Below are 23,003 nucleotides of genomic sequence, written 5' to 3' on the forward strand. Positions count from 1 at the left end.
TATTAACAGTTAAACTGTCGATTTATTCCTTATACATCTTTTCGATAAGATGCTTGTATTTTTCCTGAATTACTTTTCTTTTCAATTTAAGAGTAGAAGTAATCTCTCCCGCTTCAATGGTAAATTCTTTAGGAAGAAGCGTAAATTTCTTCACCTTCTCAAATCTTGAGAGTTCCTTTTGTAATTCTTCGATCCTCTTTTCAAAAAACTCAATAATTTGAGAATTTGCTAACAACTCTTCAATTGAATCGAAAACAATATTTTGCTGAATTGCATATGCCTGTAACGGACCAAATGCAGGAACTGCAAGTGCAGTCACATAATTTCTACAATCTCCGATTACGGCAATTTGTTCAATAAACTGATCGTTAACCAATGTCGTTTCAATCTTTTGTGGAGCAACATATTTTCCACCAGAAGTCTTCATCAGGTCTTTAATTCGATCGGTAATCACCAAACAACCATTTTCATCAATTCTACCAGCATCACCTGTACAAAACCAGCCATCTTTCATTACTTCGGCTGTAGCTTCTGGCTTTTTGTAATAACCACGCATCACACCAGGGCCTTTCACCATAATCTCATCATTTTCACCGATTTTAATTTCAGTTCCAATAATGGTATTACCCGCAGTTCCAAAATCGATATTCTTATCGCCATACAAACTAACGGTAGCCATGGTTTCTGTCAATCCATAACCAACTTTCACATTGACCCCCAAAGAATGGAAAAACTCCAATATTTCTCTGGAAACAGGTGCTCCACCACAAGGTGTAAAGTTGATTCTACCTCCCATAATTCCACGAAGTTTACTCAGAACCAATTTATCAGCTATTCTATGCTTAAGCTTCAATCCCAATGGAACTTTCTTCTCAAACATCTGATATTGATTGTAGTATTTTTCGCCAACTTTTACCGACCAGTTTAACAGTGCTCGTTTGGTTGGCGAAGCTTCTGCGGTTTTATCCTTTATGCCAGAGTAGATCTTTTCATACAAACGAGGAACCGTACACATTAATGTTGGTCTTACCTCTTTCATTACCTCAGCAATTTGTTTTGGATCACGATTGAAGTATACCTCTATTCCACGATGGAAACAGAAGAAACACCATCCACGTTCGTAAACATGACTTAATGGTAAGAAACTAAGAGAAATGTCGTTCTCAGACACATTCAACTCCTTATCGTGAGAAACCAATACACTTGAGATGTTCTTGTGGTCAATCATTACTCCTTTGGGCTCACCAGTAGTTCCTGATGTATAAATCAAGGTAGCCAAATCATCAAATTGTCCACTGTAAAAACGTTCATCAAATGATTTTCCTAAGCCTGAGTTTTTCCCCATGATGATAAACTCATCCCAATACATAGATTTATCATGATCGGTAAGCTTTGTCTTTTTATCGAAAACAACAACCATCTTCACGTGTGGAACCTCTTTAATCAATTCCATTGTACGATCGTACTGTTCTTGCTCTCCAACAAAAATAACCTGAACTTCAGAATCTTGAACTATGTATTTTGCTTCGCTTGTAGAGTTTGTAGGATATATTGGAACAGAAATGCCGCGAACACTCATAATAGCTAAGTCTGCGGTAATCCATTCAGGCATGTTTTGAGAGAAAATAGCAACAGATTGCTTCTCCTTAACACCCAATTTCATAAGAGCTTTTGATACTTGTCGAATTTGCAAACCAAATTCATTCCAGCTTACACCTATCCACTTATTGCTCTCTTCATCTTTATAGCGCATTGCAATTCGATCGCCGAATTTTTCAATTCTGTCACGAATTAACTTGCCCCAATGTTGATACTCCATAAAAGTATTTTAGTTGTAAATCGATACAAATATAATCATGTTTGACCGATTTAAAAGATTTTCATTGAATTGTAGCGAGTTGTAATCTGTTAACCTTTATCAATTTGCATCATAATACGAACCTCCAATCTCAACAAACAAACTACACTTCAATTCCTTACACAAAAAACGATCATCAACATAAGCTAATGATCGTTAGAAGTATCTTAAATACAGAAATTATACTGTATTGTATCTTATCTCACATGAAAATCCAATAGTTTTTCACCTTCCAAATCTGCAACTAAATGATCTCCAATCTTTACAGGACCAACTCCCTCTGGCGTTCCTGTATAAATCATGTCACCAATTTTTAAGGTAAAAAACTGTGATAAATATGAAATCAAGTAATCAATTGAGAAAATCATATTTGCTGTATTTCCAACCTGAACCCTCTCTCCATTGATATCCAAATTAAAATTCAAATTATCAACCGATTTAAACTTGTTTTTAGGAATAAACTTACTAATTGGAGCTGCTCCATCAAAAGCTTTGGCCTTTTCCCAAGGCAATCCCTTTTTCTTACATTCAGCCTGAATATCACGAGCTGTAAAATCGATACCCAAACCAATTTCCTCATAATAACGATGTGCAAATTCAATAGGAATATTCTTCCCTACTCTATTAATTTTCACCACCACCTCCAACTCATGGTGAATATCCTTAGAAAAATCAGGATAGTAAAAATCATTATTATTTTTTAACAAAGCAGAATCAGGCATAGAGAATACAACTGGTTCCTTTGGTACCGGATTGTTTAATTCCTTTGCGTGATTTACGTAGTTCCTTCCAATGGCTAATATTTTCATTGCAGTAAATCTGATCAGTTATACAATGGATTATTTATTGAATCCACGAAGTTTAATTTCAGTTAGTATTTTCTTCGTATACAAAGGAAAATCGCTATTCATTACCCAACCATAATACCCAGGTTGCTGCTCTAAAACTTCCTCAACAGTTTTCCCCTTATTTTTACCAAAATTGAATCTTTCAATTCCTTTTTCATCGATGATAATAAATCCTGCAAAATCGGCATTCTTATTCTGCGATGAGAATTTCGCCAAAAAGTCGATATCATTTTCCAATGAATCATATTTATCCAATTGCGATTTAAGAACCTCGTAAGTTGCTTTGGTATCAGCCTCAGCACCATGAGCTCCTTCCAATTCCTTATTGCAATAAAAACGGTAAGCAGCTGTTAAAGTACGTTGCTCCATTTTGTGAAAAATAGTTTGTACATCAACAAATTTTCTTTTGCGCATATCAAAATCAATATCAGCACGCAAAAACTCCTCTGCCAATAAAGGGAAGTCGAAACGATTCGAATTGTAGCCTGCCAAATCGCAACCTTCCAAACATTTAGCAATGGTTTTACCCAATTCCTTGAATGTTGGCTCATCTTTAACATCCTCATCTTTAATACCGTGAACAGCCGAAGCATGAGCAGGAATATGCATTTCAGGATTAACACGATAAGTTTTTACCTCTTCATCGCCATTGGGATTAACTTTTACGATACATATTTCAACAATACGATCTTTTGCAACATTAATACCTGTCGTTTCTAAATCGATAAAGGCAATTGGATTCTTTAAATTAAGATTCATCTATATATTTATTCTATTTTATTTAGGATATAAAAATATAAAACCTAACAGAAATATGCTCTCTGTTAGGTTTTTAATATCATTATTTGGAATTAATACTGTTTAGGCATTAATCATCATTGGCATTAACAACATCAATACATCTTCGTCGGCATTTTCGTTATCGTATGGCAAGAAAATACCTGCTCTTGTTGGATCAGATAATTCAACCATTACATTCGATGATGAAATGTTTGAAAGGATTTCCAATAAAAATACTGATTTAAATCCAATTTCCAGTTCTTGTCCTTCATATTGACAAAGCAATCTTTCTCTTGCCGAGATTGAAAAGTCGATATCCTGAGCAGAAACTACCAATTCATTTGCTCTCAATTCGAACTTAATTAAGTTACTTGCAGGATTCGAGAATACAGAAACACGTTTTAATGTGTTATACAATTCTACTCTATCAATGGTAAGAACATTAGGATTGTTCTTTGGAATTACCGAATTGTAACTTGGATAATTTCCTTCAACCAAACGACAAATCAACTTGTAATTCGATAGCGTGAAGAATGCATTCTTATCATCGAATTCCACTTTAACAGGATTTTCTTCTTTTGGCAAGATATTGCGTAATAAAGAAGCTGGTTTTTTAGGCAAAATGAATGACGACTCCACATCAGATCTTCCATCTAAACGCTTATAACGAACCAACTTATGAGCATCTGAGGCTACAAAAGTTAAATCATTGTTACCCAACTCAACAAAAATACCATTCATAACCGGACGAAGTTCATCATCAGCAGTTGCGAATAAAGTTTTGTTTACACCCGTTAATAGAACATCACTCTCAACGGTAATATTCACCAAACTGTTCTCCTCTTTTTCAGGAAGTTTTGGAAAATCTTCACCATTCTGTCCAACGATACTAAACACACCATTTTCTGATGTAATTTTTACAGCCAAAGAAGTGCTGTCTATATCGAAAGTTAAAGGTTGTTCTGGAAATTCTTTTAAAGTATCAGTCAAAATTTTAGCAGGAAAAGCAATCACCCCTTCACCTTCTGAAGTTTCAAGAGGAATAGTGGTAATTAAAGTAGATTCCAAATCAGATGCAGTTGCTATCAATTCACCATCTTTAAGCTCAAAAAGGAAGTTATCCAAAATTGGTAAAGTGTTTTTACTACTGATAACTCTACTGATGGCCTGTAAGTGACTTAACAATTCTGTACTTGATACTACAAATTTCATTTGCATAATATTTAAAAGTTAACCTAAAATTCTATATTTCAACGCTTAAACAAGTTCAAAAACGAAACTTATTTTAGCACAGTATTAAGTGGTGAATATACAAATTTATTAAGGATTGACGATATCCTAAAGACAAAAAAGATTTGCCTCTTTTTAAATAAAATCAAAATTTTATTTAAAAAGCAGAGATTACCAATAATGTTAAGATACAAAGTTATTTTAAAATCATAAATATCTCTCTCATATTTATGACCTTGTAAATTTTCGTTTCCTCATAAAATATCTTAATACTCCAAAAATCAAAAGTAAAAACAAAGGCAAAACCACATTTACTACTTGCCAAAATAATCTTTCCGATCTAATTTTGGTTTTATCAAGCATTCTGAGTTTTACCTCTCGCGCTCTTAATTCCATCCAACCTTCGTTATCGCACAAATAATCAATACAATTCAAAAGAAAACTTCTATTTCCATATGTTTTTCTTGAATATCTATCGTATCCCAAAGCTTCAATCTGCTTGTTTTTTCCAACTCCACGAACCCTGTTTTTAATGATATCCCCATCAGAAATTACGATCATTTTGCTTGGAGTGCTTTCTGATTTAAATGATTTGCGATCGATTCCTTTCCAAGCTCTGTTCATAAATGCCGATTGAAATTTCCCTTCAAGCAAAACCGCAATTTTCTTTCTTCCCACTGCAAAATCTTCCGGCCTGGGTTGCTGATTCACAATATCCAAACTTACAATACTTGGCACCTTTTCCAATCGCGTATAATCAGAACTTGTAAGCAGAGTCGTTTTCTTCACATTAGCATTCTCTCCTACCCAATCAATGGAATTGGCAAATTCAGCTTTTACCACATTCAATTTTCGCGTAATCGGATGATGATCCGGTGCGTTTAACAAAGGCGAATAATACCATGGAGCAGGCGTAAATTTCGGTTTTTCTCCGGGCAAAGCAGTTTGAACCGGAATCAATTGTCCTTGAATATCCATCACCAAATCAGGATTAATCCTAACCCCATAAGTAAATAACTGGTCTTCGATATTTAATGGTTTATAAAAAGCTACTGTACTTTCTTTTACCTGCAGACTATCCATACTCGCCGACACTTCATCCACAAGCCACAGAATTCGTCCTCCATTCATCAAGTATTGATCAACCTGATATTTAGCCTCTCTGGAAAATTCATTTCGTGGCTGTGCAATTACCAGTGCTGAATATTTCTTTTTAGAATGATTCAGTTTTTGTGCTGAAACTCTATCGACCTCATATTTTTGTAGTAAAGAAGCTGTAAAATCGGCAACTTCAAATTCGTTCAATTCTCCTTGCCCAGTTAAAAAAGCAATATTTTTTGGTTGTTTACTTTGCAACATTCGAATGGCTTTTGTTAGCTCAAATTCGATGGTTTCAATGGAATGGTTCAGGTTTTCTTCGGCAGATAAACCGGTCACATTTTTCAATAAATGAACCGAAGTTTCCTTTTCCGTATCATGAACTATTATTCCAGGAACAATAATCTTTTGCTTTAAGCTTCCATCGGTAGTTCTTTCCTGCAAACTGGTGGGTTTTAATCCTCGTGCAGCCAACTGTTCGTACATTTGGTTCCTTTGCTTGGGATTGGGAATATCACTGGTATTAATTAAGGCATAGTTGATATTCACATTTGCATAAGCCTCCAATTCGTCAAGCATTTCAATACTTGCTTTCTGTAGCTTTTTAAATCCATGTGGCAAATCTCCTGCAAGGTAAATTTCAAAGTATAAATCTTTATCAAGAGAACTCACCAGTTGCTTGGTTTTATCAGATAATGTATATCTTTTCTCGGCTGTAAAATCAATACGAAAAAAATAAACTTGAAGAATTAGAACCAGAACTCCTAATCCAATTAATGAAATCAATAAATTGAGAATATCCTGCTTCCTTCTGTTTTTAATCATAGCTTTCTCTTTTACCATTTTCTACTCTTTAAAACTGTTTTTGTAATCAACAAAAAAGCCACAATTACACTTGTAAAATAAACCAGGTCTCTTGAATCCACTACTCCTCGAGAAATTGATTTATAATGTTCCTGGATTCCTAAATTGTAAATATCTGATTGTATATTCTGAAAAATGATCAAATCGGCTAAATAATCGAAACCGGTATAAAATAAAAAGCACAGAATTAAAGCAAGTAGAAATGCTACAATTTGATTATCGGTAACCGAACTGGAAAAAACACCAATTGCAATGTATACAGCTGCCAGCAAAAACAGACCAATAAACGATCCCCAGAAAGCTCCTGAGTCAATGCTCCCAACAGGATTTCCCAAATAATAAATCGAGAAATAATAAATGAGGCAGAACAAAAGAGAAACAGAAATAACCAAAAGGGCAGCAAAGTATTTTGCCATTACAATATCCACCTCCTTTAAAGGTCTGGTATAAACCAATTCTATGGTACCTTGTTTTTTTTCATCTACAAACAATCGCATACAAACCGCAGGAATCAAAAACAGATAAATCCATGGAGACATCCCGAACAGAACATCAAGGTTTGCATATCCTGTATCCAATGGGTTTGTTGATCCGGGAAATACCCATACAAATAATCCTGTTGCAACCAAATAAACTGATAATATCAGGTAACCTGTAAGAGAACTGAAAAAGGTTCGGAACTCCTTTATTAGAAGTGCTAGCATAAAATGTGTGTTGTTTTACTATACTACCACAAATTTGCAAAATTATTTTAGTAGAAAAAATTTGTTTTTCAATTCATTTAATTTACATAAATTTGAACATGAAAAATTGCCTGCTGCTTTTACTCTCTTTATTAATTTTCAAGTGCGGTACTGCACAAGAAAAGGATAATAACGATATATTAATAACAAGTATAAGATATCATTATGGTGTGGTTTTGCCCCATCATAAATCAATTCGTTATTTGATTAATAATCAAGTTAGTGCCATTGAGCTGAATTTTGGTTTTCTTCCATCAAGAAATCGATCATGGTCTAGATTGTACAATCAACCAGAAATAGGTTTGGGATTTTATCATGGAAGTTTGGGAAATGATAAAGTATTGGGAAATACGAATGCAATATTTCCATATATCAATTTTAATCTGAAAGACTACCAGAAAGGGAGTTTACGTTTTCAAACAGGTTTTGGAATTGCACATACAAAAAAACACTTTCACCCTACAGAAAATTATACAAATGTAGCAATAGGATCAGAATTCAATGCTTTCTTCAAAATTCTATTGAATGGTTCATATCATTTCACAAATAAGTGGTCTGCCAATGCAGGAGTAGGTTTTCAACATCTTTCCAATGGTTCTATTAAAGTACCTAACAAAGGACTTAATATGGCTACTGCAAGTATTGGTATTCAATATCATTTTAATGTTTTTCAAAGTCCTGTTAGGAGCCATTCAAATTTAATCCATCCAAAATTAAATGATGAAATTGTAATCATTTGGAACAATGGTATAAAGCAAACAGCAGAAAAAGATGATCATAAATATTACAAAACAGGTTTAAGCCTGGGATATTTAAAAGGCATAAATGCCAAACAGAAAATAGGATTAGGAATCGATCTCTTCTACGATAAATCAGCAAACAGAGGAAAATGGGATTTTGATCCTCAAACCAAATTTAAAGATCGTTTTAGCCAGGCTATTTTTATATCTCATGAACTAGTTGTACAAAGATTTAGCATTATTGCAAATGTAGGAGCTTATACATTTTTCGAAACAAAACCAGAAAAACCTGTATATACCAGAATTGGTTTAAAATATGAGATAAATAAACATTTTTTAGCCAGCTTAGGTTTAAAAGCTCACTTGGGAAAGGCCGATTATATTGAATGGGGAATTGGTTATAAATTAAAAACAAATAATAATGAGAAACCATAGACTACTAGTTATTTTAATAACATTCTGCCTTTCATCATGCAGTTCTTTTAATCCTTTCGAAAGAGAAGGAGAATATATTGAAAAGAGAGTAGATATAAACGGAGTAAGTGCAATTAAAAACTTAAATACTTTTCAGATTCAAATCATTCAGGATGATGAAGAATTTATTTTACTGAAAGGCGGAGAAAACCTGGTTTCAAAAACAAATGTTAGTGTTGCAGATCAACAATTGACAATAGACCATTCATACAACAATAATGCTCGTAATTTTGATTTAATTACTGCAGAAATTCATTTAAAAGAAGTAACTAAAATAACTTATTCAGCTCCGGCAAACATTTCAAGTATAAATAAACTTAGTGGAAATCATCTCGACATTATTGTATATTCAGAATCACAACTTGTTGAAACGAATTTGATTTTAGAATATGACAGCATGAAGTTTCACTCATTTGGTTCTGCAACTGGTGGGTTTAAGTTTTCGGGAACCTGCCCCAACACTAACTATACTCTTAATGGTGTAATTAATATTAAAGCAGGAGATTTACAAAGTAACAACATAAGTCTGGCTCAAAATGGTATCGGAGAAGCTCATGTTTGGGCAAAAGATAAACTCAATGTAACCATATATTCTAGTGGTAACATATACTACAAAGGAACTCCTGAAATTTCCGTAAAAAGAATTCAGGTTAACAATCAGAATCCAACTGGAGAAGTATTACAAGAAAAATAATATTTTGTTGTTTCACTCTTTTAAAGTAATTTAAATAGTGCTACTAACCCATCACATGTATTAATCCTTGGGAAGGTTACTTTGGTAATCTCTCAAATTTCAGGATTAACATTTCACATGTAATGTATTCAGAAATATTTCAACCCGCTTGAAATATTTAATAATTGGACGGTATGAAGTGGATTCTACTGATTGGACTTATCTTTTATTGGAATTGTGGCTTTGCTCAGAAAATTCTTGAACAAAGAACTTTAAGTACAAGCCTTATATATCATCATGGATTGAGTGTTCCTAAAACTCCGGAACTAAACTACCTCATTCAAGACAAGCTATCTGCCAAAGAATTAAGGATTGGAATCCATCCTAATCCAAATAAAAGCTGGATCAATCAATACTCAGTATGTGAGATAGGTATAGCCTATTATCAAGGTTCTCTGGGAAGTGATGAAGTACTTGGAGAAATAAATTCAATCTACCCATACATTACTTTTCGCTTGAGCAACTGGAGAAACCTAAACCTATTTACAAGCATAGGTACAGGAATTGGCATAGTTTCCAAGCCATTTCACCCTGTAGAAAACTATGCAAATAAATTAATTGGATCAAAATACAATGCCCATGTAAATTTAAATTTTCAACTAAAATATGAACTAGATCCCTTTAACCTAATTGGAGGCATCTATTTTAGCCATATTTCAAATGGATCAACCAAACACCCTAATAGTGGTTTCAACTACATCACAAGCAACATAGGAGTTTCAATAGATTGGGGAAAAAGAAAAAAAATAAGAAAGGTTGATATATTATATCTCAAGTTAGACAATGAATTCTTCTTGATTTCAAACCATGCTTTTAAGGAAAAAAGTGCTAACGATCCTCACACTTATTATGTGAGCAATCTATCCACAGGATACTTATGGGGTATTAACTCAAAGCAGCGTTTAGGATTTGGGATTGATTTATTCTATGATGAATCTATTAATCGAGGGGACTGGAACCTTTCTCCTGAAACTGATTTCGAAAATAGGATTTACCAGGGAATATTTATAGGACATGATTTTGTATTTAGCCGTCTTTCATTTTCAGCTCAAGTAGGAGTTTATACATATTACCAATCTAAACCAGCCTCCTCTTCTCTTTATAATCGACTTGCTTTCAGATATAAAATCAATAAACACCTGCTAATTAATCTTGGATTGAAAGCATATTTAGACCAATCGGATTATATAGAATTTGGTATTGGATATTATTTTAATAAAACTAAAAAGTCATGAAAATCATCCATTACTTACTCATTTTATTCTACTTACTTAATTCATCCTGTTCATTCATTAATCCTTTGGAAGACAGTGGAACAGAAACTGATGTGCTATTCGAAACCAAAACATTTAATACAATAGTACTTGAGGGTATTTTCTCAATTACCATCATTCAAGATGATAGTCACTCTATCTATTTTAAAGGAGGAGAAAATATCCTTGATAAATTTTCATTTACCGATCAGGAAAATACGCTGACTATAAAGCATGATTATAGCAATTGGCTACATAATTTAGAAATTCCAAAACTAGAAATTCATTGCTCCGAACTTAAAGAAATCAAGTTTCAAACTTCTTGCAATCTTCAAACTGAGGGCACTCTTTCAGGTGATCAACTAGCAATATTCCTGACAGAAGAAGCTGACATTGTAGAAATGAATCTAAACTTAAAGTTCGAAACTTTTAGCTTTGACAGTAGAGGATCAAGTTCTGGTAAACATACATTTAAAGGCATATGCAATAATGCTAATTTTACACTAAATAGTAGTAACAATATGTTCGCTAATGAATTGGAAACTGATAAAATGAGAATTGGTCACAACGGACTTGGTAATGCCCATATTTGGGTAAACGACAGCCTAAATGTAACATTCTACAATTCAGGCAATATTTACTATAAAGGAAATCCACACATTACCGTTAACAGGGTTCAAGTCAATAATCAAAAAGCTTCTGGCCAAGTTTTACCACAGTAATGTTATTGAGACTTTAAATCCTCAACAATCATCTTGGCAAATCGAGCAGAAGCTCCAGCTCCTCCCAATTTTTCATTTAACAGTTGATAGTTCTCAAGCATTTCCGAACGGTAGTTTCCTTCTTCTAAAATATTTTTCAACTCTTGTGTAATACTTTGTTTGTTACAGTAATGTTGAATCAATTCTTTCACAATCAATTGATCCATCACCAAATTAACCAAGGAAATGTATTTTACTTTTAGCAATCGCTTGCCAATTGCAAAAAGAATTTTGCCACCACCGGTGATATAGCAAACCACCTGTGGAATTCTTAAAAGAGCTGTTTCCAAAGTAGCAGTTCCCGAAGTTACCAATGCCGCTTTCGACTGCTGCAATAAATCGTAGGTTTGTCCATAAACAAATTTCACATCTCTATCGCCCACTACTTGTGAATAAAATTCCTTTGTAATTGAAGGAGCTGCAGCAACTACAAACTGATGATCTGGAAAATCACCAACAACATCTAACATTACAGGAAGTATTCTTTCTATTTCCTGCTTTCTGCTTCCAGCCAATAAGGCTACAATTGGTTTATTTGAAAGATTGTTTTTAGCCGTGAAGTCTTCAAATGATTCATCTTTATTTGGACGATTTTCAATGGCATCCAACAAAGGATTTCCTCCAAAACTCACCTCATAATTGTGCTTTTTGTAGAATTCCGTTTCGAAAGGAAAAATGGTAAACATACGATCAACATGTGCTTTAATCTTCTTTACTCTCCCCTCTTTCCAAGCCCAAATTTTAGGTGAAATATAATAATGAACTCGAATTCCATTTTCCTTTGCAAACTTTGCCATTCGCAAATTGAATCCAGGATAATCCACAAGAATCAAAACATCGGGTTTGTATTCCAAAAGATCCTTCTCGCACAATGAAAAGTTCGCTCGAATCTTTCCCAAATTCTTTAGTACAGTTAAGAATCCCATAAAAGCAGTTTCTCGATAATGCTTTACCAGTTCACCCCCTTGTGCTTGCATAAGGTCGCCACCCCAGAATCGAAATTCGGCTGCCGAATCCTCATTTTTTATTTCTTTCATCAAGTTCGAAGCATGAAGATCACCGGATGCTTCTCCTGCTATAATATAATATCTCATGGAATTCTGAATTATGATCCCGACAGTTATCGGGAATGAGTTGAGAATTAAATCCTCACAATTCAATACTTACTTGTTGATTTGGATTCAATCACCAAATCCTATTTTTCTTCTTTATCAGGGTCTAAAATCCAAAACGGAAAACCATTATGGCAAAAGAATACAATATGGTAGCCAAAAGCACTCCTCTTGCTGCTTTCAACAAATCGGTCTTAATAAACAAAAAGAAAAAAACTATATTACCAAAGTATACTCCCAAAGCCATTACTTTGGTATACACCCTATAAATTAACAAACTATCAATAAACTCTTTAATGGTCAATTCATCCTGGAAACGTACCACATAAGCCAACAAAATTGATAGTACTGGTACAAGCAAACCAATAATGAGTCCTAAAATAGTAGAATTAATCTTCGACTTCATAATCCCAGGTTTTAAGGTCTTCCACCAATTGGTGAGCTGTCATATCTATTTTTGTAGGAACAACAGATGCATAGCCATTATTAATTGCCCATTCATCTGTTTCTTCAGCATTCGGTTCTGCATTCTTAAAGTAGCCTGTCAACCAATAATAATCGCCTCCAAAAGGATCTTGTCTGTGATCAAACTCCTCTTTCCAACGTCCATCTGCCTGGCGACAAACACGAATACCATTTATATCTCCTTTAGGGAAATTCACATTCAAACAAACGCTTCTTTCCAATCCTTTTTCAAGCAAATTGGCAAAAATCTTTCGACCATATTTAATACTTTGCGAAAAATCAGCATCTGCACTAAAATCGTTAAGCGAATATCCAATAGAAGGAATTCCGTTCAAACAACCTTCGATAGTTGCACCCATGGTTCCCGAGTACAAAACACTAACCGATGTATTTGCACCATGATTGATACCTGAAACCAAAAAATCAGGAGTTCGAGGTAAAATCTTGTTCAAAGCCAGTTTTACACAATCCACCGGAGTTCCCTTACATGAATAAATGTGCAGATTTTCCTCATCACGAACTTTTTTAATTCGGATAGGCACTTCTACTGTTATAGAGTTTGATTTTCCTGAATTAGAACGGTTTGGAGCAACGACATAAATATCGCCAAATCCTTTAACCATTGCCACCAAAGCTTTAATTCCTTTGGCATTTAATCCATCATCGTTAGTAACAAGTATTATTGGTTTATCGCTCATATTTCAATTTTGATAATTGTACAAATATATCCGAATTTGGGGCAATAAACAATTCCAATCATACAGATTTAAAGTAAACAAAAACTTAAACACTTTATCCTTAGATGTTCTTTGGTACTTGAGTCTAAAATTTCTACTTTTGTAAGCTTGTAAACAGTAGACAAACTGCATCTGTTTACAAGTATAATTTGATAATTATCTGATAAAATATACATACAAATGAAGGTATCGTACAAATGGCTGAAAGATTATATTGACATTGATCTTTCTCCTGCAGAAATGGATGAGATTCTAACTCAAATTGGATTGGAAGTTGGCGGAATTGAAAAATTCCAATCAATTAAAGGAGGTTTAGAAGGATTGGTTATTGGTGAAGTAAAGACTTGCGAACCTCATACCAACTCAGATCATTTGAGCATTACAAGCGTTGATGTTAACGGCGAAGAACTTTTACCTATTGTTTGCGGTGCACCTAACGTGGCTGCAGGACAAAAAGTAGTGGTTGCCACAGTTGGAACCGTATTGTACGATGGAGATGATAGCTTTACCATTAAGAAATCAAAAATTAGAGGTGAACTTTCAATGGGTATGATTTGTGCTGAGGATGAAATCGGACTTGGACAAGGTCACGATGGAATTATGGTTCTTCCTGAAGATGCTAAAGTAGGAACTCCTGCTGCTGAATACTTCAACATTGAAGATGACTTGACCATTGAAATTGACTTGACTCCTAACCGTATTGACGGAGCATCTCACATTGGTGTGGCTCGCGATATGGCTGCATACCTAAAACAGCAAAAAGAGATTGATTACAAAATTCCTTCGGTTGAAGATTTCAAAGTTGACAACAACAACTTGCCTATCGATGTGAAGGTAGAAAATAACGAGGCTTGCCACCGTTACTCAGGGGTTTGTATCAGCGGTGTTAAAGTTGCTGAATCTCCAGAGTGGTTGCAAAATCGCCTTAAGGCAATTGGTTTGAGCCCAATCAACAATGTAGTGGATATTACCAACTATGTATTGTTTGAAACTGGTCAGCCATTGCACGCATTCGACTATGCAAAAACAAATGGTAAAGTAGTTGTAAAAACTCTTGCTGACGGAACATTATTCAATACTTTGGATGAAGTTGAAAGAGAATTGAACGAGAAAGATTTGATGATCTGCAACGACGAAGCCCCAATGTGTATTGCAGGTGTATTCGGCGGAATTGAATCAGGCGTAAGCGAAACAACTACTGATATTTTCTTGGAAAGTGCATATTTCGATTCAGTATTTGTTCGTAAAACTGCACGTCGTCACGGTTTAAATACCGATGCTTCTTTCCGATTCGAACGTGGAACTGATCCTAACAACACCATCTATGCAATGAAACGCGCTGCTCTTTTGATTAAAGAGATTGCAGGTGGCGAAATTGCATCAGATGTTATCGATATTTATCCAAACCCTGTTGAAGATTTTAAAGTAGAGGTAAGCGTTGAGCGTGTCGAAAACTTGATTGGAAAACAGATTGGAAAAGAAACCATCAAAAACATTCTTACCGCTTTAGAAATTAAAGTTGAGAAAGAAGATGGCGACACATTGAACCTTTTGGTTCCTCCATATAGAGTAGATGTAAAGCGTGAAGCTGATATCGTTGAGGAAGTATTGCGCATTTATGGTTTCAACAATATTGAAGTAGCATCAAAAGTGAATGCTTCATTAAGCTATGCTCCAAAAATTGACGAGCACAAGCTAAGAAACACCATTGCTGATATGTTGACCGCAGCTGGTTTCAACGAAATCATGAACAACTCGTTGACCAAAGCTTCTTACTACGAAGGATTGGAAAGCTTCAAGCAAGAAAACACAGTTCGCATCTTTAACCCATTGAGTTCTGATTTGAATGCAATGCGTCAAGGATTGTTGTTTGGTGGTTTGGAGTGTGTGGCTTACAATATCAACCGCAGAAATGCTGATTTGAAATTCTACGAGTTTGGTAAATCATACCAGCACTTCGTGAATCCTGAAAACGAAAACCCAGTTGACAACTATTTCGAGAAAGAACGTTTGGGTGTTTTCATGTGTGGTAACAAAACTGCAACTAGCTGGAACTTGAAAGAAGAACCAACAAGCTTCTACCACATGAAAGCTTACGTTGAAAATATCTTAAGACGTTTTGGTTTCAATATCGAGAAATTAAGAATTAGAGAAACAGAAAACGATCAGTTTACCGAAGGATTAAGCTACGGTATTAAGAAAAAGGTTTTGGTTGAAATGGGTATGGTTAGTGGAAAAATCTTGAAGGCAATGGACATTGACACTCAGGTTTACTACGCTGATTTCGACTGGGCTTTATTAATTCAGGAAGCTATGAAAAACAAGGTGAGCTATACTGAATTACCTAAATATCCAGCTGTGAAGCGTGACCTTGCCTTGTTAATCAACAAATCGGTAAGTTTTGCTGAAATCAAAACCATTGCTTTCAACTGCGAGAAGAAGTTATTGAAATCTGTTTCATTGTTCGATGTTTACGAAGGTGAAAAACTAGGTGCTGATAAAAAATCATACGCAGTAAGTTTCATCCTTCAGGATACTGAAAAAACTTTGAACGACAAGCAGATTGACAAGATCATGCAAAAGCTAATTAAGAGCTACGAAAAACAATTGGGTGCAGAATTGCGTTAATTGTTATCAAATAAATTATCAAAAGCCGATTCTTAAGAGTCGGCTTTTTTTATGAGTAAATGCTCCTTAAATTCCAAGTTTACATAGCTCCCTCAGATTTACAATCTTAAGTTTGTGAAACATGAAATTTACAGGAACATGAGAATTTAAGTTTTATATTTTTATCTGATTTGTTTTTTGATGCTTGGGGTTTGATTATCCTTTTTCTAAATTTGATGACTTCATTCTGAAACACTCAAAACATGAACCTTCTACTAATCTCTGTGGCACCAATTGCCATTATTCTATTCTACGTGTACTATCGCGACAAATACGAGAAAGAACCACTTGCGTTATTGGGAAAAGGACTGCTGGCTGGTATGACCATTACCATACCAATCATATTTGCCGAGAAAGCTATATCCTCTTTTCTTCCGCATATTTTTAACGGAAAAATTGGTTATGCCTTTGGCGATGCTTTTTTAGTAGCAGCGCTTTGCGAAGAGGCCTTTAAATTATTGGCGGTTTACATTTTGGTATGGAAAAACCCAAACTTTAACGAACGATTCGATGGGATTGTATATGCCGTTTTTGTATCGCTGGGTTTTGCCTTGGTAGAAAACATCATGTATGTATTTTCGAACGGAATGAGCACCGGAATTGCAAGAGCTTTCACGGCAGTTCCTGCCCATGCCATGTTTGGCATCATGATGGGCTATTACCTAGGATTGGCCAAGTTTTCGAAAGGCAGTAGACTTCCTCTATTTGTAATGGCATTCTTTATTCCATTCCTGGCACATGGTATCTACGACTTTATACTAATGGTACAAATCAACTGGGTACTAATCCTATTCTTCCCATTCCTAATTTATTTGATGTACAAAACCAATGGGAAAATGACCGAATTGAATAACAAATCAATATTTCGATACAGGTAATTAAAATCAGCCAAAGCTTGCAGCCCAGATTCGGCAGGAATCAAAACAGACACTCCTGCCTAAATATTATTGCTTTTTATCTAATCTGTATTACAATCGTAAAAAGCTCGTGTAAACAGCGCTCAATAATTCAATTCGAACTTCGATAATATCATAAAATGATCTGAAGGAAAGCCTCCAAATGCAGTAGATACTACCTTCGAACTAATGATAGAAAGCCCTTGCCCTTTGTAGTAAAGCTGATCAATTCTTTCTCCCCACTGATGTGTAAAACCCGGAAATGTATCAACATCCTTGTGCAAGGAACGAAAGGCATCTTCAAAACCATTGTTTAAAAGCTTAACCGATGCCTTATTATTTCCACCATCGGTATGAGGAATAGCATTAAAATCTCCACCAAACAAGATAGGCGTCTTGTTGGCATCGTTAAATTTTTCTTCATGAAACTCATAAACCTTAGGAAAGGAAGACATGCCATACCAATTGGACATTGCATAAATCTCTTGACTTTCGCTTAAGGTAATTTTAACTGAAACATTCATGAATTCCGTTTTATCCAAAACCTCTAGTTTCTTAATAGGATAACGACTCAATACAGAAATGTTTGAACCTTGAGAACAGTAATCCCAGTCTGATGTAGTAGCAAAATAATAGCCCAATTCAGCAGCTATAAAATCGCCCGACGAATAGGTTTCTTGCATTAACACAATATCCGCATTGTATTTTTTTAATAGCTCTGCTATTCGTAACCTGGAGTCCCATCCATCCTTTTTCTGAGTAAAATGAGTCCCGCCATGCCATATATTCCATACTGCAACGGTCAGCGTGTCTATTTTCTCTGCTACCAATTTAGCTTTTACTTTCCGGTATTTGCTATAATTATCTCTAATGGCTTCCGGGCCTAAAGCTTGCTCATAAAATGTGAGCTTATCGATTGAAAAATCGGAAGGATAAAATTGTTCTTCCTTACCAAATTGCTTCGCATAAAAATCATTGATACACACCTTTCCATTTTGTAAGTAATAAATTTTACTTACCGGCTTTAATGCTGTTAATTCATGATTTTGACTTACTGTATAGGGGTTGTAATATAAGGAACGATGAATGGAATTTACCTTTTCGAGTATTGCCAGCTTCTTCTCTCTCAAACTACTCTTTTCAGCTTCGTCAAGCTTGAGTTTGCTCAGATATAACTCTTTCGGATCAACAATCAAACTAAAAAACTCATCCTCGGCAACTTCCCCCACCTCTAATTTGTTGAATTCACAAACCAATTCCTGAACCTTCTCCTTTCCTTTTTTGATATCTGCCAACACTTCGTTCTCGTAGTCAAAGTCGTACTCTTTACTTCCAACTACTATTGGGGTGTTATTAAAAAAATCGAACGAAAGCTTGTAAATGGCTATGTTTTCCCCATCAAAATAAAGTCTAACTTCCGATAAAATATCATCATACGTCATCGTTATTTGATGCCACAAGCCATCAGATAATGGTAACTTATCGCCATTATCTCTTTCGTAATTCAATCGGCGTTTGCCAGAGCCAACAGACCAGCCAATGGTTCCTCCCGAGCTATACAAAGCCCATCCCTTATTTTTTTGCGAGCTGATTCCTTTGTTTAGAAATTCCTTTTGAGAAATTAATACCGTAGGTTTTGTAGATTCGCTCCTGATCCAAAACTGAACCGTAAAGCTCGTTTTTTCATCAAAAGGCAGGTTCTTTACTAACAAATGATTAAAATCATTGCCGGTGGGAGATATCAATAAAGCTTGACCGTCGACTCCTTTTTCATACGAAAAGCCATCTCCAACAAGATCGTATTCTCTACTTTTAGCATTCTCTTCAAAATCTAATCTCAACCTGCTGTGCTGACCATAGATTTCCGCATGTACCAGATTGGCAACTATTATTAACAGAGCATAAATTCCGATTCGTTTCATTTGGTACTAGATATTTTGGTTATTGTATTTATGGGTAACTCACAAAGCACGAGCTCCAAACTCACACTATCTGGGAAGCTGGTTACTCTTATTCAAAAATTGCAACAACTCTGGCTGGTGCAGCTGATGCCCCTTCAATTTTAAGTGGGAAAACTGCGACTTTAAAACCTGTATATGGAAGACTTCCCAAATTCACAAGCTGTTCCATATGACAATACTCTTTCCTTTGTCCAACTACATGAGCCTCCCAAAACAACTCTGAATTCTTGGTTTCTTTTGCCTTCTTTATCAAATGCTTCAACGGCAAATCCCAACCCCAGGAGTCAATCCCCATCACTTTTATCCCTTGATCAATTAACCACTCGGTAGCGTCAGCACTCATACCTGTCCCTTTATCCGGGAAATCTTTTGTGCCATTGTAAATGTCTCTGCCGGTATAAATCAAAACAATCATACCTTCCCTTATCGATAGCTTTTCTTTTTCAAGAAAAGCCTGAATATCCTCCACACTTATCGCATCAAAATCTTCCTTATGGCTCATATCAATCACAATACCATCGCCATAGCACCATTCCAAAGGTATTTCATCTACGGTCTTTGCGCGCTCTCCATTTACTGTAGGTGTATAATGCCAGGGGGCATCAATATGTGTTGTCGAATGCACCCCCATATGCTTGATGGTGTCATCTGCCCAACCCTTAAATCCTTTAGGGAACAAGCGCTTTGGCAAACCCAAAAAACGCAATAACAAACCTGCCTTTTTATGTGCCTTGTGTTTAATCTTAACCTTCATAAACCAAGGGTCGAACTTATTGTATCGTATGGGTTTTGATAAATCTACTATTTTCATTGTCTCCGTTTTTTTTACTCCAGTCAAAGCTGTTGCCTTACTTTTATTCTCTTTTGCATTCGTAAAAGACTTATTATAAGTTTACCCTATTAAAGTCATTTGTGCATAGTTCATACAACAAACTCTACAACTGCCAAAATAAAGCATTTTATTAATCAAGGAAAACCAACTACTTAAATATCGCGAGATTTAATACCTATGTAAAAATGATCGAAATCGATATTTATGCATAGGCACAAAATGTTAATTTTCTATACTTTTAAAGATTGTGGTTCTTATTCTTCCTACTTCACTTTTCATTGTTGTTCTATAATTATCCCAGAATATCCAATACTCTTCAGGAATTTTAGAATCCTTATATAATTTAAGAATCATTATTTTACCACCAGAGACAATTTGAATTTTAATTTCATTATCCGTTGGATGAGAATGATGAGCTGGTAAATGACACATTCTTCTTAATTCAAGTATAACTTTATCAGAGTCATATGCATCAAGCTTATTATTACCAATTCTAATAGTTAAATTTTCTTGAGATAAAAATTCTTTGACCTCTCTACCTGCATTATCAACTACAAAAGCACTTAATCGAAATACAAGAAAAGCGGATATTACCAACTGAATAATTAGTATAATTCCAGCTACCTTAATTTTTAAGTTGTAGTTTTTTATACGATCTATATGATTTTTAGAAGGATTATATGCAAGTAGAATAATACCAATTAAGCCTAAAAAAAAAGAGATTATTACCCAATATTCTATACCAACTAAAATTGTATCTATAAATTCTGTCATATGATAGATCATCAAAACACTAAATGAATAATTCCTACAGTTTGAATTTTGTAACTCCCTTATTATTTTCCCTCCTCAAACATGCGTCAGATTTCAATCTTCGCAATTCCTTCCAAGCTTATATAATCATTCAACTCCCCCTTCAATATACATTCTTGTAAATAAAGCATATCATTGCACCTTACAACACCATATCAGAGGTATAAAATGCACTATTTTACTTTCCGCCACTGAAAATACAAAACAATAATCCCTCAACAAAGCAAAGCAATAAATATTTTACACTGCATTATAGATTAACGAAACAAAGGATAATGTTGTCTGAAATATGCAAGCAACAAAGAGTAAGCTTAAAGAAATAGGCAGGCATTTACCAGAAACAGCCTCTCAGCTTCGAGAAGTAGGCTTCCCGCGCCAAGAAATAGACTCCCAATTCTAAGAAATGGAGTTCGCGGCTTATGCGGTTGACTTTCGCCCTTAAGAAATTGCCATGAAGTTCTGATCTATAGACTTCCACCTTCAAGAAATAGGATCTCAGCTTCAAGAAATGGCATTCAAGCGTTAATCTTTACACTTTCAACTTCGAGAAATGGCCTTTCCGTCTCGATCAATTGGGTCTAAGCATTAAGAAATGACCTCTCCACCTAGAGAAGTAGCTTCTCTGTTTCAAGAAATATACCTTACAATTCAATCTGTAAACATATAGTTTTAATCGATAAGGCTTATATTCTAATAGACACACTTTCAATCACAAAACATTCTAATCAGAATACAGAAATACAATCCATATATTTTGACAATCAACGATTATTATATAAATAGAAAACTAGAGTCACACTCCTCACATACCCATATAAACCATTAAATTTGTGAACATACACAATTCTCACTCAACAACAAAGCCTACAGACACAACACTCTTATGATTATTTTGCAATAATTTTTATGAATAATTTAAAAATTATTTTTAATTTCGAACTACCCAATTAACTAACCAATCATAACAAAATATTTTTAACCCTAAAAAATGGACAAATTAATAACAGCAAGAAGCAATGCTTTCCAGCAAGTGCAAATCAACTTAAGCAACAATCAAGCAAAGTTTGCTCACATCCCGGCAATGGGAAAAATGTTCACTAGCCTTACTAGCCTAATTGGTGAAACCAACGAATTAATCGACAAAGCTGAAAACATTCCAAGTAAAACTTCGGGCAATAAAAACTTGGTTCGTGCTGCTTTAAGCTCTGTAGCTTTAAAAGCGAGCAATATCCTTAAGGCCTATTCGTTTATCAGTAAAGAAGAAAACCTGAGCAATTTTGTTGATCGCACTAACAATTCCTACTTAACGAAGTTGAGAGAAAAGGAACTTTTAAGTTTTTGCAAAAACTTGCTCGAAAGAATTACACCACTTAAAACCGAGCTTGCCGATTATGGCTTAAGTGAAGAGATGATTACTGAACTGAGCACTAAAATTACCGACTACGAAAAGGTATTAACTGAACCTCGCCAACTGATTAACGAGCGCAAAACTACCAACGAATTAATCGAAGACAATATCGATCAGATTCAGAGCTTAATCAGTAATCAAATCGACCCGATGATGGAACTTTTTGTGGATGACAAGGAATTCTACCTGTCCTACAAATCAGCAAGAATGATTGTTGATCCTGCTACTCGCAAAAAGGCCGAGAACGTTGAAAGCCCAGAAGAACAAACTGAAGAATAGGGACATATAAATTAAATCACAATGAATACATTCAAAACAATTCTATTGATGATGCTATTTGCATCAGTAACACTAAGCTCTTGTAGCGATGATGATGATCTTGACCTTACAGGTGATGTAATCATCACAGTTGAAGGAGAGTATTACGCAGGGGGGACATATGAGATTTACACCGAAGAGGCAGCCTTAGTTGAAAGAACAAACTACTCTGCAAAATTTTACCCTCGCCCTGTTAAAAGCGGTCATCTATTTAACGAAACAATTGTTGAGGGATTAAATCATGGCACGTACTATATCAGATGTCTTAATAAAGAATCTTACAATGAAAGCGACCGGACTTTTCAAGTTACAGGGGGCAAAACTACCAGACTATCTGCCAGCTCGCTTGGTATCAAAGTAGTAGAATAACACTATATACAATTTTTCTCATATCATTTTAGTTAGAACACCT

20 protein-coding genes are annotated in these 23,003 nt (G+C 35.0%); 8 read left to right on the top strand and 12 right to left on the bottom strand.

All coding sequences use genetic code 11. The features are described 5' to 3' along the window. Window positions 1–22 precede the first annotated feature (22 nt). From BXY64_RS18560 to gldF, 6 genes are all read right to left on the bottom strand, one after another. The gene (locus BXY64_RS18560; protein WP_120241476.1) at window positions 23–1,819 is read right to left on the bottom strand and encodes an AMP-dependent synthetase/ligase; all 1,797 of its coding nucleotides are present in this window, start codon (window positions 1,817–1,819) and stop codon (window positions 23–25) included. Window positions 1,820–2,055: 236 nt separating this feature from the next. After that, window positions 2,056–2,667, bottom strand: a complete 612-nt coding sequence (locus BXY64_RS18565; RefSeq protein WP_120241477.1) for a fumarylacetoacetate hydrolase family protein — start codon at window positions 2,665–2,667, stop codon at window positions 2,056–2,058. A 30-nt stretch (window positions 2,668–2,697) separates the two neighbouring features. Further along, window positions 2,698–3,465 carry a 3'-5' exonuclease gene (locus tag BXY64_RS18570; RefSeq protein WP_120241478.1) on the bottom strand — a complete coding sequence of 256 codons (768 nt, stop codon included), beginning with the start codon at window positions 3,463–3,465 and terminating at the stop codon, window positions 2,698–2,700. A gap of 102 nt (window positions 3,466–3,567) precedes the next feature. Beyond that, window positions 3,568–4,698 carry a DNA polymerase III subunit beta gene (gene dnaN, locus BXY64_RS18575; RefSeq protein WP_120241656.1) on the bottom strand — a complete coding sequence of 377 codons (1,131 nt, stop codon included), beginning with the start codon at window positions 4,696–4,698 and terminating at the stop codon, window positions 3,568–3,570. 246 nt (window positions 4,699–4,944) lie between these two features. Further along, window positions 4,945–6,657, bottom strand: coding sequence for a gliding motility-associated ABC transporter substrate-binding protein GldG (gene gldG, locus BXY64_RS18580; RefSeq protein WP_120241479.1), 1,713 nt, complete (start codon window positions 6,655–6,657; stop codon window positions 4,945–4,947). Then, complete coding sequence (gene gldF, locus BXY64_RS18585; RefSeq protein ID WP_120241480.1) at window positions 6,651–7,382, bottom strand: gliding motility-associated ABC transporter permease subunit GldF; 732 nt, start codon at window positions 7,380–7,382, stop codon at window positions 6,651–6,653. Before gldF ends, gldG begins: the two co-directional genes overlap by 7 nt. A gap of 242 nt (window positions 7,383–7,624) precedes the next feature. On the opposite strand from gldF, the gene BXY64_RS18590 reads away from it, so the two are divergent. The 4 genes from BXY64_RS18590 (at window position 7,625) to BXY64_RS18605 (ending at window position 11,343) form a co-directional block, all read left to right on the top strand. Beyond that, window positions 7,625–8,596 carry an acyloxyacyl hydrolase gene (locus BXY64_RS18590; RefSeq protein ID WP_170150706.1) on the top strand — a complete coding sequence of 324 codons (972 nt, stop codon included), beginning with the start codon at window positions 7,625–7,627 and terminating at the stop codon, window positions 8,594–8,596. Next, on the top strand, window positions 8,583–9,329 hold the full coding sequence (locus tag BXY64_RS18595) for a GIN domain-containing protein (protein ID WP_120241482.1): 747 nt from the start codon (window positions 8,583–8,585) through the stop codon (window positions 9,327–9,329). The genes BXY64_RS18590 and BXY64_RS18595 overlap by 14 nt, the downstream gene beginning before the upstream one ends. A gap of 173 nt (window positions 9,330–9,502) precedes the next feature. Beyond that, window positions 9,503–10,603 carry an acyloxyacyl hydrolase gene (locus BXY64_RS18600; protein WP_120241483.1) on the top strand — a complete coding sequence of 367 codons (1,101 nt, stop codon included), beginning with the start codon at window positions 9,503–9,505 and terminating at the stop codon, window positions 10,601–10,603. Then, a complete protein-coding gene (locus BXY64_RS18605; RefSeq protein WP_120241484.1) occupies window positions 10,600–11,343 on the top strand; it encodes a GIN domain-containing protein in 744 nt (247 codons plus the stop codon). Before BXY64_RS18600 ends, BXY64_RS18605 begins: the two co-directional genes overlap by 4 nt. A gap of 2 nt (window positions 11,344–11,345) precedes the next feature. Here BXY64_RS18605 and lpxB read toward each other — a convergent pair whose 3' ends face one another. The 3 genes from lpxB to surE all read right to left on the bottom strand — a co-directional run bounded on the left by lpxB (window position 11,346) and on the right by surE (window position 13,657). After that, window positions 11,346–12,476, bottom strand: coding sequence for a lipid-A-disaccharide synthase (gene lpxB / locus BXY64_RS18610; RefSeq protein ID WP_120241485.1), 1,131 nt, complete (start codon window positions 12,474–12,476; stop codon window positions 11,346–11,348). Window positions 12,477–12,600: 124 nt separating this feature from the next. After that, the gene (locus tag BXY64_RS18615; RefSeq protein ID WP_120241486.1) at window positions 12,601–12,900 is read right to left on the bottom strand and encodes a hypothetical protein; all 300 of its coding nucleotides are present in this window, start codon (window positions 12,898–12,900) and stop codon (window positions 12,601–12,603) included. After that, on the bottom strand, window positions 12,884–13,657 hold the full coding sequence (gene surE / locus BXY64_RS18620; RefSeq protein WP_120241487.1) for a 5'/3'-nucleotidase SurE: 774 nt from the start codon (window positions 13,655–13,657) through the stop codon (window positions 12,884–12,886). The genes BXY64_RS18615 and surE overlap by 17 nt, the downstream gene beginning before the upstream one ends. A gap of 219 nt (window positions 13,658–13,876) precedes the next feature. Between surE and pheT the strand changes: the two genes are divergently transcribed. Beyond that, on the top strand, window positions 13,877–16,324 hold the full coding sequence (gene pheT, locus BXY64_RS18625; RefSeq protein ID WP_120241488.1) for a phenylalanine--tRNA ligase subunit beta: 2,448 nt from the start codon (window positions 13,877–13,879) through the stop codon (window positions 16,322–16,324). A gap of 242 nt (window positions 16,325–16,566) precedes the next feature. Further along, entirely contained in the window at window positions 16,567–17,241 is a 675-nt protein-coding gene (locus BXY64_RS18630; RefSeq protein WP_120241489.1) for a PrsW family glutamic-type intramembrane protease, read from the top strand. 122 nt (window positions 17,242–17,363) lie between these two features. On the opposite strand, the gene BXY64_RS18635 is transcribed toward BXY64_RS18630, so the two are convergent. The 3 genes from BXY64_RS18635 to BXY64_RS18645 form a co-directional block, all read right to left on the bottom strand. Further along, entirely contained in the window at window positions 17,364–19,181 is a 1,818-nt protein-coding gene (locus tag BXY64_RS18635; RefSeq protein WP_120241490.1) for an endonuclease/exonuclease/phosphatase family protein, read from the bottom strand. An 88-nt stretch (window positions 19,182–19,269) separates the two neighbouring features. Next, window positions 19,270–20,031 (bottom strand): cyclase family protein, encoded by a 762-nt coding sequence (locus BXY64_RS18640; RefSeq protein WP_120241491.1) that lies wholly within the window; start codon window positions 20,029–20,031, stop codon window positions 19,270–19,272. 243 nt (window positions 20,032–20,274) lie between these two features. Then, window positions 20,275–20,826, bottom strand: coding sequence for a hypothetical protein (locus tag BXY64_RS18645; protein ID WP_120241492.1), 552 nt, complete (start codon window positions 20,824–20,826; stop codon window positions 20,275–20,277). Window positions 20,827–21,853: 1,027 nt separating this feature from the next. Here BXY64_RS18645 and BXY64_RS18650 point away from each other — a divergent pair. Both BXY64_RS18650 and BXY64_RS18655 read left to right on the top strand, forming a co-directional pair. After that, window positions 21,854–22,552, top strand: a complete 699-nt coding sequence (locus BXY64_RS18650) for a hypothetical protein (RefSeq protein WP_120241493.1) — start codon at window positions 21,854–21,856, stop codon at window positions 22,550–22,552. Between the two features lie 21 nt (window positions 22,553–22,573). Beyond that, window positions 22,574–22,960, top strand: a complete 387-nt coding sequence (locus BXY64_RS18655; RefSeq protein ID WP_120241494.1) for a hypothetical protein — start codon at window positions 22,574–22,576, stop codon at window positions 22,958–22,960. Window positions 22,961–23,003: the final 43 nt, after the last annotated feature.

Source organism: Marinifilum flexuosum (genome assembly GCF_003610555.1).
Taxonomy (GTDB): domain Bacteria; phylum Bacteroidota; class Bacteroidia; order Bacteroidales; family Marinifilaceae; genus Marinifilum; species Marinifilum flexuosum.

Excerpts from the sequence above, each read along its gene's own strand:
- BXY64_RS18650 (WP_120241493.1), top strand. The coding sequence starts at position 21,854 with ATGGACAAATTAATAACAGCAAGAAGCAATGCTTTCCAGCAAGTGCAA.
- gldG (WP_120241479.1), bottom strand. The coding sequence starts at position 6,657 with ATGGTAAAAGAGAAAGCTATGATTAAAAACAGAAGGAAGCAGGATATT.
- surE (WP_120241487.1), bottom strand. The coding sequence starts at position 13,657 with ATGAGCGATAAACCAATAATACTTGTTACTAACGATGATGGATTAAAT.
- BXY64_RS18630 (WP_120241489.1), top strand. The coding sequence starts at position 16,567 with ATGAACCTTCTACTAATCTCTGTGGCACCAATTGCCATTATTCTATTC.
- BXY64_RS18595 (WP_120241482.1), top strand. The coding sequence starts at position 8,583 with ATGAGAAACCATAGACTACTAGTTATTTTAATAACATTCTGCCTTTCA.
- BXY64_RS18640 (WP_120241491.1), bottom strand. The coding sequence starts at position 20,031 with ATGAAAATAGTAGATTTATCAAAACCCATACGATACAATAAGTTCGAC.
- BXY64_RS18635 (WP_120241490.1), bottom strand. The coding sequence starts at position 19,181 with ATGAAACGAATCGGAATTTATGCTCTGTTAATAATAGTTGCCAATCTG.
- BXY64_RS18655 (WP_120241494.1), top strand. The coding sequence starts at position 22,574 with ATGAATACATTCAAAACAATTCTATTGATGATGCTATTTGCATCAGTA.
- BXY64_RS18560 (WP_120241476.1), bottom strand. The coding sequence starts at position 1,819 with ATGGAGTATCAACATTGGGGCAAGTTAATTCGTGACAGAATTGAAAAA.
- BXY64_RS18605 (WP_120241484.1), top strand. The coding sequence starts at position 10,600 with ATGAAAATCATCCATTACTTACTCATTTTATTCTACTTACTTAATTCA.
- pheT (WP_120241488.1), top strand. The coding sequence starts at position 13,877 with ATGAAGGTATCGTACAAATGGCTGAAAGATTATATTGACATTGATCTT.
- dnaN (WP_120241656.1), bottom strand. The coding sequence starts at position 4,698 with ATGAAATTTGTAGTATCAAGTACAGAATTGTTAAGTCACTTACAGGCC.
- BXY64_RS18645 (WP_120241492.1), bottom strand. The coding sequence starts at position 20,826 with ATGACAGAATTTATAGATACAATTTTAGTTGGTATAGAATATTGGGTA.
- lpxB (WP_120241485.1), bottom strand. The coding sequence starts at position 12,476 with ATGAGATATTATATTATAGCAGGAGAAGCATCCGGTGATCTTCATGCT.
- BXY64_RS18570 (WP_120241478.1), bottom strand. The coding sequence starts at position 3,465 with ATGAATCTTAATTTAAAGAATCCAATTGCCTTTATCGATTTAGAAACG.
- BXY64_RS18565 (WP_120241477.1), bottom strand. The coding sequence starts at position 2,667 with ATGAAAATATTAGCCATTGGAAGGAACTACGTAAATCACGCAAAGGAA.
- gldF (WP_120241480.1), bottom strand. The coding sequence starts at position 7,382 with ATGCTAGCACTTCTAATAAAGGAGTTCCGAACCTTTTTCAGTTCTCTT.
- BXY64_RS18615 (WP_120241486.1), bottom strand. The coding sequence starts at position 12,900 with ATGAAGTCGAAGATTAATTCTACTATTTTAGGACTCATTATTGGTTTG.
- BXY64_RS18600 (WP_120241483.1), top strand. The coding sequence starts at position 9,503 with ATGAAGTGGATTCTACTGATTGGACTTATCTTTTATTGGAATTGTGGC.